We start from the raw sequence: 17,038 nt of genomic DNA on the forward strand, positions 1-17,038 counted from the left end.
CTAAGGATTGAACTTGTATATCCTAGAAAAAGCATTGCATGTCGAGGCTATTTTGCTGCCATTTCACAAAGTGAAATCTGGCTAAAATTTAATAGGCTCGATGCCTATTAAATTTTATTTAACATGAATTGATTAAGAATTGAAGTTGTTTATCTTTACTAACTTTACGGAATAAAAAGAGGTGTTATGATGGGTACCAAATCAGCAATACTCACAATGTGTGGAGGATTTTTATTTCCATTTATAATAAGAATGATGTGGGGAAGAATGGTTAAAGTTGGGGGCGTAGCTGGAGGTTTTTTTGCGTCAATAGTTATAGTAGGTACAATATGGGCAATTAATCATGGAATAGAAAACCATTTAATTCAACAAACAGGGCCAGTTTGGATTGATATGGCATGGGCAGCAGCAATAGGTATATTTACAGCTTCAGTTGTTTCTGGAGGGAAAATAGGAAAATCAATAGTTAATATATTTGCAGCAGTTGTCGGTGGTGTTTTGGGAGGTTTTATTCTATCATTAAATATGTAAAGGGTATTCAGAATTTTATAGAAAGGTTAAATAGGTAATAACATGAGTAAATATAATTTAGGCATTGATATAGGAGGAACCTTTATTAAATATGCTTTAGTAGATGAGGAATATAATATAATTGAAAAGTGGAAGGTTCCTACAATTAAATTTAACACTAAAGATGAGTTTTATGATTATTTGTGCTCAAAGGGTAAAGATATAAGTAAGGTTAATACCATTGGAATTAGTGCACCAGGGTTAATCGATGAAATGTCTAATATAAAATCCTATGCTGCACTTAATGTTCAAATAATGTATGGTACTAATGTTAATGAGGAAGTTTTTAAAAGAACAAATAAAAAGGTTGCTACAATTAATGATGCTAAGTCCGCAGGTCTTTGTGAACTAAAAATAGGTAATGCAAAAAGTACAGAGAGTTCAGCGTTCTTAATTATTGGGACAGGCACTGGAGGATGTGTTTGCAATAAAGAAGGTGTTATTTATGGAAAGGATGGATTTGCAGGGGAGTTTCATCACTTACCATTTATTGATTTTAGAAACAACTCTATTGATAGACAGGGAAACTATGCTTGCATGACTGGATTAATTAAAATGTATAATAGTAAAGTCAGTGATGAAAATGCAGTGAAATATGGAGAGGAAATTACTAAAAAATATTTAGCTGGAGATGAAATAGCTACGTTGGCAGTAAGAGAATGGATATATAACATGTCAGTTCAAGTATTAACCATAGCTGTTTTTTATAATCCCGAAGTCATTTGTATAGGTGGAGGAATATCAGAGGAACAATGGTTTATTGAATTATTAAAAGAACAATTTTCTAAGCTATGTACTGACTATTTCTTTGACATTAATCCTATTACCACAGAGATTAGACCATGTAAGTATACTAATGATGCTAATATTTTAGGAGCAGTTATTAATGTAAGAATGAAATAGTGCAGTGAATATTACTTTTACTATAACACCACGGATTATTCTGACTTCACATGCGACTTTCTTTAAATTTTTACTTTTATCATTTGTAAATATCATAGTAATCTATATAACCCTCAGTATCATATAGGATACTATATATCAATAAAGTGCATTCTTGTTGAATATAACAGAACTTATTATACTAAAATAGTAGATGGTAAAAAACAACTCAATTTTAAAAGTATTTTGTCAATGAATAGCACACTAAACTTTTTTGTTTAGTGTGCTGTGCTTTTTAGAAGTATAAATTTAATTATAAAGTTATTTATCTAGGCTTATAAGCTAAATAAAATTATAAGAAGGTTCTTTTTATTAAAAAATGATTATACTAATAAAATTGAAAGAGGGAGAAGAAGATGAATTATACTAATAAAGTTGTTTTAGTAACAGGGGCAGCTAATGGAATTGGTAAAGCTATAAGTAGAGAATATTTAAAGGCAGGAGCTGCAGTTATACTAGCGGATATCAATATCGAAAATGGTTTAAGCTTGGAAAAAGAATGTATAAGTCAGGGATATAATGCATTTTTCTATAAGATTGATTTAAAGAGTGTTGAAGAAATTAAAAAGATGTTTGAAGTCATTATATCAAAATATAAAAAAATAGATATTCTTATTAATAATGCAGGAATAGGTAGATTTAAATCATTATATGAGGTAACAATTGAAGATTGGGATGAAGTAATTAATGTTAACTTAAGAAGTGTATTTTTTGCTTCACAACAATTTTCAAAATATAACAAAGGTACCAATTATGGCAGGATAATAAATGTTTCCTCTACTAGGTATCTTATGTCTGAACCCAATACAGAAGCTTATGCTGCATCTAAAGGAGGGATAGTATCTTTAACTCATGCACTTGCGATTTCCTTAAGCGAAGAAAAGATAACAGTTAATGCTATAAGTCCAGGTTGGATTCAAAATTCAAATTATGAAAATTTAAAGGAAGAAGATCATAAGCAGCACCCTTCTTTAAGAGTTGGAAAACCTGAAGATATAGCTAGAGCATGCTTATTTCTAACAGATGAAAATAATGATTTTATTAATGGTCAAAATATAGTTATTGATGGTGGAATGACTAAAAAAATGATTTACGTTGAATAGAACTCTTTGAAAAAAATTATATAGACATTGATTTAATTAAACTTATTTATATTTAGGACAAGCAAGCTGTGATAATTAATGAAATGTATTTAAGAAAAGGTCAGAAAGGATTAAATCAGTTTAAGTAAGTAATGTTATTAGCATAGGAGCAAATTGTATGACGAAAAAATTAAAAGCCGAATTATTACTAGTACTTGCCACATTTGTGTGGGGGATAGGCTATCCATTAACAAGCTTAGCTTTGAAGGACTGTGGGCCATATACTTTTATGACTATAAGGAGTATAATTGCAGCTTTAATACTAGGCATTCTATTTTATAAAAAGTTTAAGCTTATAAATAAGAATACTTTAAAAATAGCTCTAATTATTTCATTTTATATGTTTACAGGAATTGCCCTTCAAGTTATTGGAATGGTTTATACAACTCCAAGTAAATCTGCATTTATAACAGGACTTTATTCAGTTTTTGTACCTATAATATTAGCGATTTTTTATAAAAAGCTTCCTAATAAAAGGACTATTATAGGGGTGACACTGTCCGTTGCAGGTTTGTTTTCAATGTCAATAAATGGATTAAATGGGACGAGTGGATTAAATATTGGAGATCTTCTTACTATTCTGTGTGCAGTGGCTTTTTCAATGCAGATAATTTTGGTTGATAAATATGCTGATGAAGTAGACCCTATACTTATAACTATACTGGAGCTCGCTATTGTAGGAATACTTGGTCTATTTCCAGCCATTTCAGTAGAAGAGTTTAGAATTGCTTTAAACATAAGATCTATAGTTGTACTATTATGCACCTCAATTTTTTCTACTTCACTAGGTATGGTTATTATGAACAAGATGCAGCCGGAAACAGATCCTACCCACGCTTCAATAATATATTTGGGAGAACCGGTATTTAGTGCAATTTTTTCAGTATTTATTGGGGATATACTATCTGGGGGTACAATGTTAGGTTGCATATTCATTTTGCTTGGTATGGTTGTTACAAGTGTAAAATTATCAAAGTAATTTGCAACTCTAAATAAAATATAATGCAGTAAGTAACTTTTTGTAGAAACTTCTGAATCTGCATATGATTCTAATATTAAACGCTCTCTGATAAGTGGATATATGAGGTTGTAGGGAAAATACGAAAGTGCGATAACGAAGTTCATTTTCCCTACGTAAAATATCCAAGGTGCTAAAGTTGAGCCGTATAAATCGGTATTCGCGAAATGATAACGACCTTGTTAGCTTGGGTAAACTTGCTTCATTAGAAGTATTGATCGAGAAGCCTACATTTCTAAAGTAGTAGGAGTTTACTGGTCTGAATTATTATGTAGCATTAGAGCGTCTTTTATGTTTTCCTCACATAAATTATATTTTAGCTCATAACCAAAATAATTGTTTTTATAAGCCCAATCACACATCATTTCAAGAATAGGAATGATTTCTTTACCATTAGGTGTAATTGAATACTCAACTTTTGGTGGAACTTCAGGATATACTTTTCTTTCTATTAATTTATCCTCTTCAAGTTCTCTTAATTGTTTTGTTAATATTCTATGTGTTATATCTGGTATTAAATGCTGAAGTTGTCCGAATCTTAAAGTATCCAATTCTCCAAGAAGCCATAAGATTATGGGTTTCCACTTACCGCCTATAACACCAAAGGTTACTTCAATTTCACATGTGGCTTCCTTTACTTTTTTATTTTTCGTATCCATAAATATCCTCCTAATTTATACAGTTTAGTATCATACAGGATACTATATATCAATAAAGTGCATTCTTGTATGCAGTAACACAACTTATTATACTATAAATTGTAATTAGGATAAAAATATTTACTAAAATTAGAGGGGGATATTTTTTATGAATTTTAATTATTATATGCCAACAAAAATTTTATTTGGACCTGGTAAGTTAAATGAACTTGCAAATGAGACTTTTCCAGGGAAAAAAGCTTTAATAGTTATTTCTGCAGGAAATTCTGTGAAAAAAAATGGATATCTAAATCGTCTAGAAAGCATTTTAACTAATAAAGAAATTGAATACGTTTTATTTGATAAAATCTTACCTAACCCTATTAAATCTCATGTTATGGAAGGAGCAGATCTTGCAAAGAAAGAAAATTGTGATTTTGTAATAGGACTTGGCGGTGGCAGTAGTATTGACTCAGCAAAAAGTATTGCTGTTATGGCAAAAAATCCTGGAGACTATTGGGATTATATATGTGGTGGATCAGGAAAAGGAATGCCTGTAGAAAATGGTGCCCTGCCTATTGTTGCTATAACTACAACAGCTGGAACTGGTACGGAGGCTGATCCTTGGACAGTTATAACAAAAGAAGATACCAATGAAAAAATAGGCTTTGGTTGTCAGTATACATTTCCAGTATTATCGGTTGTTGATCCAGAACTTATGCTAACAGTACCTGAACATCTTACAGCTTATCAGGGGTTTGATGCACTTTTCCATTCAACAGAAGGATTTATTGCAAATGTAGCAAATCCAGTTAGTGATGTTTATGCTCTTAAGAGTATTGAATTAATAGCTAATTATTTACCTATATGTGTAAAGGACGGAAATAACATAGAGGCTCGTACTCAAGTAGCTTTAGCTAATACCCTTTCTGGGTTTGTGGAATCTACATCAAGCTGTACATCAGAACACTCTATGGAACATGCTCTTAGTGCTAATCATCCAAAGCTTCCACATGGTGCAGGACTTATTATGCTATCAGAAGCATATTACACATTTTTTGCATCTAAAGTACCAGATAGATTTATAGCAATGGCAAAAGCTATGGGTGTTGACGTGGATTCTCTTCCAGAAGAAGAACGTCCTATGTCATTTGTAAAAGCATTAATTAAACTTCAAGAAGATTGTGGTGTACATAATCTTAGAATGTCAAGTTATGGCATTGAAAAAGAAGATATCCCTGTACTTGCAGAGAATGCTCGTAGAACTATGGGAGGATTATTTGAGGTAGATCCATATACTCTATCACTTAAAGAAACAGTAGAAATTATGTATAAAGCATATAAATAAGTTTTAAAAGGACCGATTTTTATGAAAAAAGTAAAAATTGGAGCTAATAATGGATAACTAAAAGGGCTTTTAAAATAGCCCTTTTAGGTTATTATTATACAATTGATTAAATGGGAAGATATAAAATAGATGTATATGTTGCACAAGCGTGCGTAGATATTAGGTGTTTCATGTGTGAAAAAAATTATAAATAAGAAGTGATGATTTTTCAAAGGGAGTGATTATTTTGTTATATAGAAAGTATGGAAAGACAAATGAAATGGTTTCAGTCTTAGGGTTTGGATGTATGAGACTTCCTATTATTGGTGGAGATACAACTAAAATTGATGAAGAAAAAGCAATAAAGATGATTCGTTATGCAATTGACGAAGGAGTAAACTATATAGATACAGCCTATCCTTATCATGGTACTGGGATGGGTAAGGGTGGAGAAAGTGAACCTTTTGTTGCTAAAGCATTGAAAGATGGATACAGAGAGCGTGTTAAGATAGCTACTAAACTTCCTAGCTGGTTGATAAAAACAAGAGAGGACATGGATAAATATTTAAATGAGCAATTAGAGCGTCTTGAGACAGATTCAATAGATTTTTATTTAGTGCATGCATTAGAGTATAAAACATGGTCTAATCTGAAAGAATTGGGAATCAATGAATTTCTAGATCAGGCATTGAAAGATGGAAGAATAAAGCATGCAGGATTTTCATTCCACGATAAGATTGATGTGTTTAAAGAAATAGTAGATTATTATGATTGGTCCTTCTGTCAAATTCAGTACAACTATTTAGATGAAAATTATCAAGCTGGAAAAGAAGGTTTAGAGTATGCTGCTAAAAAAGGTCTAGGTGTTGCAATTATGGAGCCACTTAGAGGAGGAAAGATTGTTAATAATCTTCCAGCGGTAGTTGAAGAGGCTTTCAATGGAGCGGATGTGAAAAGATCGCCAGCAGGATGGGCTCTAAGATGGGTGTGGAATCATCCAGAAGTATCAGTAGTATTAAGCGGTATGAATACAATGAATAATGTTATAGAAAATATAAAAACAGCTAGTGAAGCTCATGCGAATTCGTTAACAGAAAAGGAATTAGGAATTATTGATCAAGTTAAGACCATTTTTAAGGAAAGAATGAAAGTTAATTGTACAGCTTGTGAGTACTGCATGCCTTGTCCTGTAGGTGTAAATATTCCTAAGAATTTTGCATACTACAATGAGTATCATTCATTTGTTACTCCAAAGACGTCGGAACAGCTTAAGGCTAGATATTACTCTCTCAAACCTGAGCAGAGAGCATCAAAATGTGTAGAATGTGGTAAATGTGAAAGCCATTGTCCACAAAACATTCAGATTCGTCAACAGTTAAAGAATGTTAAAGCATTTTTTGAATAAAATCTAAAACAATAATTTTATTTAGGTTTATTAAAGATCATTTTTCTAGTGAAAAAGGAGAATATGCTGCAGCATTTATTGCTAGTATTATTAATAAATTATAAAGTATCTATAGTATGGGTAAATTTACTGTACTGGTACAATTTTGTTTTATTACAATTGAAAAGATCTTTGTAGAGAAATATAATAAATTTAATGAAGGAAATGGATTATTAAGAAAATTATCTTAAATATAATAAATATTCCTTTAGATTTAGTTACTAACATTATTATTTGATTTTTTAAGGGGGGAATAAAATATTCTCCCCTTAAAATTTAATTATATATGGAAATTAGTATAAGGGAGAGAATTAAATGAATTATTTTATATTTATCTTAACAAATATAATACTACCTATATTTATTCAAATTTTGTTAGGTTATGGAGTTAAAAAATTTATAAACTTTAGTATAAGTACTCTTGCTCAGATACAGTTTTATTTAATTATACCAGCCTTGTTATTTGTTAAAATGTATGATACTAAACTTAATCAAGACATAGTTATTAAAGTTTCCTTACATAGTATTGTTTTATTTATATTACTTTATGTTTTGAGTTATGTAGTATGTAAACTGTTCAAATACAAAAAGTCTATTTCAAGTGCTTTTACTAATTCTGTTTGTCTTTATAATAGTGGTAATTACTGCCTTCCGCTTGTTCAGCTCTTATATAATAACCCTCTTGCGTTATCTGTTCAAATACTTATAATGACCGTTCAAAATATAGTAACAAATACAGTAGGAATTTACAGTATCAGTTCAGGTAATAAAAGTGTAAAAGAAGGCGTTCTGGAAATACTGAAAGTACCTATGATTTATAGTATTATTTTAGCTTTAATATTAAGAAGTTTGAACATAACAGTATGGCCTCCTATATGGAATGCAATGGATTCACTTGGAGATTCAATGGTTCCTATTGCTTTGATTTCACTTGGAGCACAGCTTGCTGAAACAAAATGTACTTTAAAAATACCTAAGGTATATCTTTCAAATTTTATACGATTAATTATAAGTCCGCTTATAGCATATGGTATAGTATTGATTTTAGGATTAAAAGGAATAGCAGCTGAAGTTGCAATTATTTCATCAGCAGCTCCTACTGCAGTAAATTCAGTACTACTTGCTATACAATATGATAGTGAACCAGATTTTGCATCGCAGGCAGTATTTCTTTCAACTATTATTAGTCCTATTACAGTCTCTTTTATAGTTTTTTTGGTTTCAGGTAAGATTTAGTTATATGACTTATATTTATATGATTGTATATTTGATATTTTGGATTTACAAGAGATGATGAAAATATCGGACAAGCAACTAATATATTAGGCAGGAAAGAAGCTACCAATTTAATAAGGTAGCTTTTTTAGGTGTTAAATATGGAAGAACTTTACGCATACTGGATTTGGTATAAAAACACTACTATTTATTTGTGTTAATTTACCAGTAGTCCTATCTATCAAAAATGGCACTATATTATTTGAATTTTGATTTACTACAACAAGGAACTTTCCAGTAGGATCTATGCTAAAATCGCGAGGATATAAACCTTCAGTTGAATTGTGAGAAATTAGTTTAAGTTTACCGGAAAGATTATCTATACTGAAAACAGCAATGCTGTCATGACCACGATTTGATGCATACAAATAACGGCCATCAGGTGATATATGAATCGCACCACCTAGGTTTTCATTATTATAGCGATCTGGTAGGGTTGAAATATATTGTAGTTCTTTAAAATTACATTCTGATGGAGAATATTCTAATGCTATGACTTCTGAACTCAATTCGGTGATTATATAGGCGAACCTACCATTAGGATGAAAATCCATATGCCTTGGTCCAGATTCAGGTTTTAGAGATAGATCATTTAATTTTAATAAAGTTCCATTATTAAGTTTATAAATCACTAGTTTATCTATACCTAAATCTACAGTGCAGAGATATTTTTCATCAGGGGTTAAGTCTACATAGTGAACATGAGCCTTTTCCTGTCTTGCTTTATTTGGTCCTGAGCCTTCATGGGTTATTGTAGATGAAGCAGCATTGATACTTCCATCTTTATTTATTAAAAATACTTCAACATTCCCTTTGTGATAATTTGCTGAAAATACATAATTATTTTTACTGTCTAAACTAACATGGCATGGAGGTTTTCCATCTGATACTTGATAATTTAATAATTCAAGGCTTTTTGTTAAATTATTTATTGAAAATGCAGCTACCCCGCCAGCTTCTCCTACTTTTATTACGGAATAAAGATACTGATTATTTTTATTTATACTTAAATATGTAGGATTCTCTAGCTTTGCTGCTAATTTTACCTCATCTATATTTCCTGATGTTGTATCCAGTGAGAAACTATAGATTCCTTCACTTTTACCGTTAGTATATGTTCCAACATATGCTGTAAGTTTAGGAACTTTTTTACTCATAGCATTTTCCTCCATAAAAATTAATAATACTTAATAATATAATAACTTTTAATTGATATTTTTTATAGTAAACAATCTTCTAACTGTATCAATACAATTATCCTAGAAGCAGAGCTTTTGTTTTCTCGAAATTTGAGCAAAATAAGTTAGTGAAGTAAAAAAATTAATAGAGGTGTTAAATTTAAATGAAAAAAATAATACTAGTACTTTCTGTAATCATAATTTTAGCAGGAGGATTTATAAAAGCTTGGTATATAAATAGGTCTATTAAACCCGTTAATAGTATTGTAAAAACAGCAGAGACACACGATGTAGACCTTACTTTTTCTGTTCTAGGAGATGTCCATGAAAATATTAATCACTTTCAACAGGCTATTAATGATTTGTATACAATAAATCCATCTATGGATGTTCTTGTATTAAATGGAGACACTGTTGATCAAGGTAGTGAAAAACAATACGATTCAATAAAAAAGACTCTTGATAAAAATAAGTTATTGCTGCCTAAAACTATAATAAAAAATATAGGTAACCATGAGTTTTTTAACTACGATATAGAAGTAAATAGCCCTGAGGATGTTCAAATATTTAAAAATAGATACCTTCAATTTGCTGGTGAAGAGAATGTTTATCACGATATATGGGTAAAGGATTATCATTTCATTTCCTTAGGATCAGAGGATGGCAATTCAGAGACCATAGATTCAGTGAGAGCTTTTATATCCAAAAAACAGCAAAAGTGGTTAAAAGAAAAGCTTGCTGAAAAATATGAAAAAGGAAAACCGATTTTTGTATTTTTGCATCAACACCTAAGTAATAATAGCGGATGGATCGGAGTAGAGCAAAGTGAACAGGTTAGAAAAATATTATCAAAGTATGCGGAGGTTATATTATTTACATCACATACACACCGCCAATTAGATAATACTAGTGTAAAATTAAATCAACCTTTTACCATGGTTCATACAGGAGCGATACATTACACAATAATACCAAATCCTGATAAAAAGGGTGGAATAATTAGAGAGCCCTATATAAAAGGTTTATATGTTGAAGTAAAAGGAAATAAAGTTGTTATTAAAGGAAGAGATATTAAAGAAAAGTCATGGATTTTTACACAGGAAATATCTAAATAATAGATTAAAGAGTTTATAGTTTTTTATTGGACTGTTGAGTATATAATCTTAAAATGTCAAGCTACGGTATTAAGAAGGAAGAGATTCTTACGATTGTTGAGAGTGCATGTGAAACTATGGGAGAACTGTATGTAGTAGATCCCTTAAAGAAACAATAGAAATTCCATAAAGTAAAGATACACTTTTAGATATAAAAAAACCCATTGGATATGATTTAATCATGCCAGTGGGTTTTTCTAAATTGAGTAGAATAAATCCCTAACTGTACTAGTACAGTTTTCACTTATCATTATTGAAGAGGTTTTCATAGACAAATATAATAGATTTAAAGAGCGCTCTTAAATAACATTAGGGAGAGAGATTTATGAAGCACACACAGAACATAACCAAGGATAAATTATGGACAAAGCATTTTGTTATAATATTAATAATTAGCTTTTTTGCAAGTGTAATCATGAATATGCAGGGATCAACCCTACCTATGTATGTCCAACATATTGGGGGCAGTAAATCAAGTGTTGGAATAGTTACGGGAATTTTCACTTTATCAGCTCTTTTATTTCGTCCTTGGTTTGGAAATTTATTGGATAATAGCAGTAGAAGGATAGTGTTAATTATAGGCATCATTATACTTTCACTTGTATCTTTATCATATAATCTTGCTTATACTGTTGGAATTTTACTGTTCTTAAGATTTTTACATGGTATTGGTTTAAGTGCTCAAACCACCGCTGTGGGAACAATTATTTCGGACATAGTTCCTCATACCAGACTTGGAGAAGGTGTGGGTTACAATGGTATTGCTGTTACAGCTGCCACAGCAATAGGACCGGCTTTGGGATTGTATCTTATTCAATATTATAACTACAATACTTTTTTTGGGGTTACTTTTGTTTTTGGAGTCCTTGCATTGATAGGTGCTTTATTTATCAATTATGAGAGAAAAAAGATTAATAATCTTTATGTATGTGGTAGAAATATAGGAGGGAAAAATAAAAAATATTCTGGTGTAATAAAAGATAAAGCAATTAACTCATCAGAAGATTATCTCAAAAAGCGTAAAAAAGGTAGTATCCTTGAAGCGACTGCTGTACCAGCATCTATAGTCATGTTTTTTATTATGCTTACGACTGCAAGTATCTTTACTTTTTTACCCGTTTATGCTACTTCGCGTAACATAAGTAATATTGGTATCTTTTTTACTATATATGCTTTAGCATTTTTAGTTACTAGAACGATTACGGATAAACTTTCTGCTCGTTACAGCATTACTAGAATTATGCTGCCAGGTATGATACTTTTGATTCTATCCTTTGTGATATTAGCTTTTGCTACTACGCTCCCTGGATTTTTAATTGCTGGTGTGCTTTATGGAGCTGGTTATAGCTCTACACAACCTACATTAAGTTCACTGGCAGTTTCACAATGTTCTCCAGATCGGCGAGGTGCTGCTAATGCAACATTTTTTTCATCAATGGATATTGGTTTCTGCATAGGAGCAGTTATTTGGGGTGTTTTATCACAAAAAATAGGATTATCATCTATTTATTTAGGTTCAGCGGTTTGTGGCATATTATCTCTTAGTATATATGTTTTTATGTTAAATAATAAGCTTATGAAAAATAATAGTGATTCCAATTATCAGGCTGTAGAAAATTTGTGATTATATTACACAAAATTTCTACTGGCCTCCTTGTTTCCCTCACAAAATGCATTAAAATAAATTTTATTTTAATGCATTTTGATTTTTAGTGTACTTTTCAATCTGGGAACACATAATTTCAAAGCCCTTATTAATATCCTTAACACTTGCACAAGCAATACTTAAACGTATTCCATTTTTGTAAAAAGAATTATCTAAATAAAAGTGTGTTCCTGAAGATACAAGGACATTCTGCTTTTTTAAGTCATTTACTAATCTATTTTCATTTATTGAATCTGGGAGTTGTAGATATGAGTAAAATCCAGATTTGCCACCAATGGGCTTTATGTCATATTTGTGCAGTTTTGATAAATTCTTTTTTAAACACTTTTGTTTTTCTTCCAGTTCCTTTGTAATGGAGTTTACGTGCTTCTTTAGAATATTACTTCGTATGTAAATCTCTAATGTAGCTTGAGAAATCAAAGAAGCTGAAAAATATGAATAGTAATAAGATAATTTTGTGTGCTGTTCAAATATTTCTAATAAGTGGGATGGAACTACTATTAATCCAATCCGCATCCAAGGAATTATTTTTGAAAAACTTTTTAAATAAATATGGTGATGGTGGTCTCCATAAGCGTAAATAGGATCATATTTATTGTCTACGGAAATATCACTAAAATAGTCATCTTCAACAATATATACATCATACTTTGCAGCTAATTTAGCTATTGCCTTTCTTTGGCTTTTATTATATGAAGTTCCTAATGGACTATGATTTCTAGGCACTGTATAAAAAAATTTAACCCTTTCAGTCTTAAAAATAGCTTCTAGCTTATTTAAATCTATTCCATTTTCATCTCTTTCTATTCCCATAACTTTAGCATTAGAAAACCTTAGAAATTCAATAAAATATCTATATGTCGGTTGTTCAATTAAAATTAAATCTTTACCATTAGGAAAAGGCATATGAGTTAGTATACTTAGAGCTTGTTGGATTCCTAGGTTAACAAAGATATTATTTGGAGACGTAAACACTTGAAAATCAGAAAGATATTTAGGCAATATGTTTTTTAAAGAGTCTATGCCCCAAAGATTACTGCTTAAAGAATTGTTTCTATATATGTCAACAGCTCTATCAAGACAATGCTTAAGGTCAGGAGTATTCATATTACCTATGGTTGGGTTTCCACTTAAAAAGTTTATAGTAGAAGACTCTAACTCTTCATTCTTTATTAATTTTTCAACAATATAATAACCACTTTGAGGTATAGAATAAATTATATGATTATTTTTAAGGGTTTCATAAGCTTTAACAACAGTATTTTTACAGCAATTATATTTTTGACTTAGCTCCCTAACAGAGGGGAGTTTTTTGCCGGGTTTATAGACTTCTTTTTTTATGTCCATTTCTATATCTTCAACTATTTTTTCATAGGTATTATTCACAGTAACAACCTCCTAACTGTACTAGTACAGTTCTATTTTATCATGATTGAAAAGGTTTTTATAGGGGAATATAATAAACTTAAACAATGTTCTTAAGGATTATTTCTATAAATTCTAATTTATAGGTGTAATAAAAATTGTAACAAACTATGATGATATAAGTTATACTCCAGAATTGATTAAGAACTAGAGGTGTTTATTTTTAGTAGAAAGATCTATAAAAAAATAAACGCAAATGCAGAAGTTGTTAAAAGAGATAAACTATCACCAATTGTATAAGGAAACTTAATAATGAAAATGAAAGAGAGGGACTTAATAATGAAGATGCAAGAGGGATTTTTATGGGGAGGAGCAACTGCTGCAAACCAGTTTGAAGGCGGATGGAATGAAGGGGGAAAAGGTCCAAGTACTGCAGATATGATGACTGGTGGTACTCATACAACTCCTAGACGTATTACACCTATTTTAGAAGAGGGTACGTATTATCCAAGTCATCAGGCTATTGATTTCTATCATAATTATAAAGAAGATATTAAAATGTTTGGAGAAATGGGATTTAAGACATTTCGTATGTCAATTAACTGGACTAGAATATTTCCAAATGGTGACGAATTAGAACCAAATGAAGAGGGTTTAAAATTTTATGATGATGTATTTGATGAATTATTAAAATATAATATTGAGCCGTTAGTAACTATTTCTCACTATGAAATGCCATTTGGATTAACTAAAAAATATAATGGATGGGCAGGAAGAGAAATAATTGATTGCTATACAAGATATTGCGAAGCAATCTTCAATAGATATAAAGATAAGGTAAAATATTGGCTAACGTTTAATGAAATTAACTGTTTGACAATGCCGCTAGGAGCTTTCATGGCTGGTGGAATACTTATAAACGGAACAGAAAATGCAGAACTTTCAAATGGAGCAAAGGATAATGAACAAATAAGATTCCAAGCATTACATCATCAGTTTATAGCAAGTGCTAAAGCTGTAAAATTGGGACATTCAATTAATCCAGATTTTAAAATTGGATGTATGATTGCTTATATGTGTAATTATCCTAATACATGTAATCCAGATGACATATTATTAACTCAACAAAAAGATCAAATTAATAATATGTTATGCTCTGATGTTCAAGTAAGGGGATATTATCCAGGATATGCGAAACGCTATTTTGAAGAAAAGGGAATAAAAATACAAATGGAAGCAGAAGATGAAGCAATCTTAAAAGCAGGTTGTGTAGATTTCTATTCATTTAGTTATTATATGTCTCTTGTTGCAAGCAGTGATCCAAATCAAGAAAACAGCAGTGGAAACTTATTGGGTGGGGTTAAAAACCCATATTTAAAGGCTTCTGATTGGGGATGGCAAATTGATCCTAAGGGCCTAAGATATACATTAAATCACATTTATGATCGTTATCAGATCCCATTAATGGTTGTGGAAAACGGCTTAGGAGCTGTTGATGTAATTGAGGAAGATGGTTCAATTAATGATGATTACAGAATCGATTACTTAAGAGATCATATAATTCAAATGGAAGAGGCAGTTAGAGACGGTGTTGAATTAATGGGATACACTATGTGGGGATGCATAGACTTAGTGAGTGCTTCTACAGGTGAAATGAAAAAACGTTATGGATTCATTTATGTAGACAAAGATAATGATGGTAATGGAACAATGAAAAGAATTCCTAAGAAAAGCTTTAATTGGTACAAGCAAGTTATAGAATCAAATGGAGAAGAATTATAATTTTAAGGGTTAGAGAGGTAATTTGTATTTAAATTCCTCTCTTTGTAATTTTAATTTTTTATTCATGAATAAAATAATAACCCTAAAGTATTTACCATATTTATTTTAAGAATATATTCGAATGTTATGGTACTTAAAATAATAATATTGTAAAACTATCCAAAAGTGTTATTAATGCTTTTGGATAGGTACTTTTTGTTATATAATTAAATTATTATAAATTCATAGTTAAATTTAAAATCTAACTATGAACATTGATACTGAGGCTATTTATAAAAACTCATATATCATTGAATTCACGTATCTTAGTATTATTAAGGGGGTAAATATTTTGGCAACTATAAAGGATGTGGCAAAAAAGTCTGGAGTAGGATTAGGGACTGTTTCTAGAGTTTTAAATGGAACTGGCTCAGTAAAACCTGAAACAAGAGAAAAAATATTAGAGGTTATGAAGGAATTAGATTATACTCCGAATGAAGTTGCACGAAACTTTAAAAAGCAATCAACAAAATTTATTGGGCTCATAATACCGTCTGTTTGGCATCCTTTTTATTCAGAGCTTGCATTTTATATAGAAGATGAATCTTATAAAAATGACTATAAATTAATGCTATGCAATTCAGAGTCAAAAAAGGAAAAAGAAATTCAATATTTAGAGATGCTAAAACGAAATCAAGTAGCTGGTATTATAATTTTATCTTATAATAATATCGGTAAATATATTAATCCTAAACTGAGGGTAGTAACAATAGATCGTTATTTTAGTAAGGAAGTACCTTTGGTAGCATCAGATAACTATGAGGGAGGAAAGATTGCCACTGAAACATTGATTAATAATGGATGTAAGTATCTAGGGTATTTAGGAGGAGGGTCGACTGTAGCAACTGATGTATTTAAGCGTAAGGAGGCTTTTATTGATACAGCTGAGAAGAATAAGGTTAAATATTGTATTCTTGAAGAAGTGGTGAGATTTGGATGTGAAGGAGAGTTAGCAAAAAAGTTCTTAGATAAATATCCAGAGGTTGATGGTGTATTTACAAGTACAGATATGTTTGCAGGGGCTTTTATTAGTGAGGCTAGAGGAAGAGGGAAGCGGATTCCAGAAGATATTCAGGTAATTGGATACGACGGTATTCAGACTAATGGTTATTTTCGTCCTATTCTTTCAACTATACGTCAGCCTGTTGAGGAAATAGCTAGATCTAGCGTTGAAATATTAATCAATCAAATAAATGGTGTGGAAGTACCAGAAGAATTGGTATTACCAGTATCATTTAGAAAAGGAGAAACAACAATTTAATAAAAAAATATATATTTACATCATATCAAGTATATGGTAAACTAGGTTTGTAAAACGTTTTCTTAATTTAAAATGGAAACATTTCCACTATACTTAAACGTTTTGCATTTTAATTAGATAAAAATGGAAACATTTCCAAAAAAGATGAGGGGGAAGAATTAATGAGAAAAAAACTTTTAACAGCTGTCATAACAGGCATGCTAACACTAACAATGTTTTCAGGTTGTGGTAAGGGAG

14 protein-coding genes are annotated in these 17,038 nt (G+C 30.7%); 11 read left to right on the plus strand and 3 right to left on the minus strand.

Features of this window, described 5'->3' with window-relative positions:
• The first annotated feature begins 189 nt into the window (after positions 1-189).
• The 4 genes from CPJCM30710_RS14550 to CPJCM30710_RS14565 all read left to right on the plus strand — a co-directional run bounded on the left by CPJCM30710_RS14550 (position 190) and on the right by CPJCM30710_RS14565 (position 3,633).
• The gene (locus CPJCM30710_RS14550) at positions 190-531 is read left to right on the plus strand and encodes a Lin0368 family putative glycerol transporter subunit (protein ID WP_212904895.1); all 342 of its coding nucleotides are present in this window, start codon (positions 190-192) and stop codon (positions 529-531) included.
• A 42-nt stretch (positions 532-573) separates the two neighbouring features.
• Positions 574-1,473, plus strand: coding sequence for an ROK family protein (locus tag CPJCM30710_RS14555; RefSeq protein ID WP_212904896.1), 900 nt, complete (start codon positions 574-576; stop codon positions 1,471-1,473).
• Between the two features lie 395 nt (positions 1,474-1,868).
• Positions 1,869-2,615 (plus strand): SDR family oxidoreductase, encoded by a 747-nt coding sequence (locus tag CPJCM30710_RS14560; RefSeq protein ID WP_212904897.1) that lies wholly within the window; start codon positions 1,869-1,871, stop codon positions 2,613-2,615.
• A gap of 157 nt (positions 2,616-2,772) precedes the next feature.
• On the plus strand, positions 2,773-3,633 hold the full coding sequence (locus tag CPJCM30710_RS14565; RefSeq protein ID WP_212904898.1) for a DMT family transporter: 861 nt from the start codon (positions 2,773-2,775) through the stop codon (positions 3,631-3,633).
• Positions 3,634-3,923: 290 nt separating this feature from the next.
• On the opposite strand, the gene CPJCM30710_RS14570 is transcribed toward CPJCM30710_RS14565, so the two are convergent.
• A complete protein-coding gene (locus CPJCM30710_RS14570; protein WP_212904899.1) occupies positions 3,924-4,331 on the minus strand; it encodes a winged helix-turn-helix transcriptional regulator in 408 nt (135 codons plus the stop codon).
• 148 nt (positions 4,332-4,479) lie between these two features.
• Here CPJCM30710_RS14570 and CPJCM30710_RS14575 point away from each other — a divergent pair, with 148 nt between their 5' ends.
• The 3 genes from CPJCM30710_RS14575 (at position 4,480) to CPJCM30710_RS14585 (ending at position 8,317) form a co-directional block, all read left to right on the plus strand.
• Entirely contained in the window at positions 4,480-5,658 is a 1,179-nt protein-coding gene (locus tag CPJCM30710_RS14575; protein ID WP_212904900.1) for an iron-containing alcohol dehydrogenase, read from the plus strand.
• Positions 5,659-5,884: 226 nt separating this feature from the next.
• On the plus strand, positions 5,885-7,042 hold the full coding sequence (locus CPJCM30710_RS14580) for an aldo/keto reductase (RefSeq protein ID WP_212904901.1): 1,158 nt from the start codon (positions 5,885-5,887) through the stop codon (positions 7,040-7,042).
• A gap of 354 nt (positions 7,043-7,396) precedes the next feature.
• Positions 7,397-8,317 (plus strand): AEC family transporter, encoded by a 921-nt coding sequence (locus CPJCM30710_RS14585; protein WP_212904902.1) that lies wholly within the window; start codon positions 7,397-7,399, stop codon positions 8,315-8,317.
• Positions 8,318-8,451: 134 nt separating this feature from the next.
• On the opposite strand, the gene CPJCM30710_RS14590 is transcribed toward CPJCM30710_RS14585, so the two are convergent.
• Entirely contained in the window at positions 8,452-9,513 is a 1,062-nt protein-coding gene (locus CPJCM30710_RS14590; protein ID WP_212904903.1) for a lactonase family protein, read from the minus strand.
• 185 nt (positions 9,514-9,698) lie between these two features.
• On the opposite strand from CPJCM30710_RS14590, the gene CPJCM30710_RS14595 reads away from it, so the two are divergent.
• Together CPJCM30710_RS14595 and CPJCM30710_RS14600 are read left to right on the plus strand one after the other, a co-directional pair.
• Positions 9,699-10,649 (plus strand): metallophosphoesterase family protein, encoded by a 951-nt coding sequence (locus CPJCM30710_RS14595; RefSeq protein WP_212904904.1) that lies wholly within the window; start codon positions 9,699-9,701, stop codon positions 10,647-10,649.
• Between the two features lie 364 nt (positions 10,650-11,013).
• Positions 11,014-12,312: an MFS transporter gene (locus CPJCM30710_RS14600; protein WP_212904905.1), complete on the plus strand. Its 1,299-nt coding sequence runs from the start codon at positions 11,014-11,016 to the stop codon at positions 12,310-12,312.
• Positions 12,313-12,375: 63 nt separating this feature from the next.
• On the opposite strand, the gene CPJCM30710_RS14605 is transcribed toward CPJCM30710_RS14600, so the two are convergent.
• Positions 12,376-13,740, minus strand: coding sequence for an aminotransferase-like domain-containing protein (locus CPJCM30710_RS14605; RefSeq protein WP_212904906.1), 1,365 nt, complete (start codon positions 13,738-13,740; stop codon positions 12,376-12,378).
• A 318-nt stretch (positions 13,741-14,058) separates the two neighbouring features.
• Here CPJCM30710_RS14605 and CPJCM30710_RS14610 point away from each other — a divergent pair, with 318 nt between their 5' ends.
• Positions 14,059-15,501, plus strand: coding sequence for a 6-phospho-beta-glucosidase (locus CPJCM30710_RS14610; protein WP_281413991.1), 1,443 nt, complete (start codon positions 14,059-14,061; stop codon positions 15,499-15,501).
• Positions 15,502-15,832: 331 nt separating this feature from the next.
• Positions 15,833-16,801, plus strand: a complete 969-nt coding sequence (locus CPJCM30710_RS14615; RefSeq protein WP_212904907.1) for a LacI family DNA-binding transcriptional regulator — start codon at positions 15,833-15,835, stop codon at positions 16,799-16,801.
• Positions 16,802-17,038 lie beyond the last annotated feature (237 nt).

The sequence above is a fragment of the Clostridium polyendosporum genome, from assembly GCF_018332455.1.
In the GTDB taxonomy this organism is placed as follows: Bacteria; Bacillota; Clostridia; order Clostridiales; family Clostridiaceae; genus Clostridium_AY; species Clostridium_AY polyendosporum.

Excerpts from the sequence above, each read along its gene's own strand:
- CPJCM30710_RS14575 (WP_212904900.1), top strand. The coding sequence starts at position 4,480 with ATGAATTTTAATTATTATATGCCAACAAAAATTTTATTTGGACCTGGT.
- CPJCM30710_RS14590 (WP_212904903.1), bottom strand. The coding sequence starts at position 9,513 with ATGAGTAAAAAAGTTCCTAAACTTACAGCATATGTTGGAACATATACT.
- CPJCM30710_RS14550 (WP_212904895.1), top strand. The coding sequence starts at position 190 with ATGGGTACCAAATCAGCAATACTCACAATGTGTGGAGGATTTTTATTT.
- CPJCM30710_RS14585 (WP_212904902.1), top strand. The coding sequence starts at position 7,397 with ATGAATTATTTTATATTTATCTTAACAAATATAATACTACCTATATTT.
- CPJCM30710_RS14560 (WP_212904897.1), top strand. The coding sequence starts at position 1,869 with ATGAATTATACTAATAAAGTTGTTTTAGTAACAGGGGCAGCTAATGGA.
- CPJCM30710_RS14565 (WP_212904898.1), top strand. The coding sequence starts at position 2,773 with ATGACGAAAAAATTAAAAGCCGAATTATTACTAGTACTTGCCACATTT.
- CPJCM30710_RS14595 (WP_212904904.1), top strand. The coding sequence starts at position 9,699 with ATGAAAAAAATAATACTAGTACTTTCTGTAATCATAATTTTAGCAGGA.
- CPJCM30710_RS14570 (WP_212904899.1), bottom strand. The coding sequence starts at position 4,331 with ATGGATACGAAAAATAAAAAAGTAAAGGAAGCCACATGTGAAATTGAA.
- CPJCM30710_RS14610 (WP_281413991.1), top strand. The coding sequence starts at position 14,059 with ATGAAGATGCAAGAGGGATTTTTATGGGGAGGAGCAACTGCTGCAAAC.
- CPJCM30710_RS14600 (WP_212904905.1), top strand. The coding sequence starts at position 11,014 with ATGAAGCACACACAGAACATAACCAAGGATAAATTATGGACAAAGCAT.
- CPJCM30710_RS14555 (WP_212904896.1), top strand. The coding sequence starts at position 574 with ATGAGTAAATATAATTTAGGCATTGATATAGGAGGAACCTTTATTAAA.